Origin of the sequence: Acinetobacter sp. Ver3, from assembly GCF_000632455.1 — a bacterium.
Classification (GTDB): Bacteria; Pseudomonadota; Gammaproteobacteria; order Pseudomonadales; family Moraxellaceae; genus Acinetobacter.
Map to the genome: position 1 here is coordinate 1 of NZ_JFYL01000187.1, position 510 is coordinate 510.

Genomic DNA, 510 nt, shown 5'->3' on the forward strand with positions numbered 1-510 from the left:
TTGTTCTGCCGCAGCATATGCTGCTTCTGCTGCCTCTACTGCTGCTTCGGCATCTGCCAATACTTGTTCGTACTCATCTGCTACGCCATCTTCGTTTTCATCATTTACTGTTGGTAAGGTGATGTCGACTAGATCATCTAAGCGTGCATCCAGTGCGTCTTTGTCTGCTCCTTCTGGAAGTGCATCAACTTTCGCTTGTGCATCTTCTTTAGCAGTAAGCGCATCATCACGTGCTTGAGTCAGCTCAGCAAGTTCTGTTGGCGTGATTAAACCATCTGATTCTGCATCTGCTAGTGCTTGCTCTGCCTCAGCATATGCTGCTTCAGCCGCCTCTACTGCCTCTGTCGCTTCTTCAAGTGCTGCAACTGCATCATCCACACCATCTTCGTTTTCGTCATTTACTGCTGGTAAAGTGATATCAACCAGATCATTTAAACGACCTTGTAGCGCATCTTTTTCTGCTTGTACTGCCTCAGGTAACGCTGTCACTTTTGTTTGTGCTTCTTCTTT

At 46.7% G+C, this 510-nt stretch carries 1 protein-coding gene; it reads right to left on the reverse strand.

Translation table 11 applies throughout. The features are described from left to right. The coding region (locus CL42_RS17340) for a GA-like domain-containing protein (protein WP_035271090.1) at nt 1–510 on the reverse strand (510 nt) is incomplete at both ends.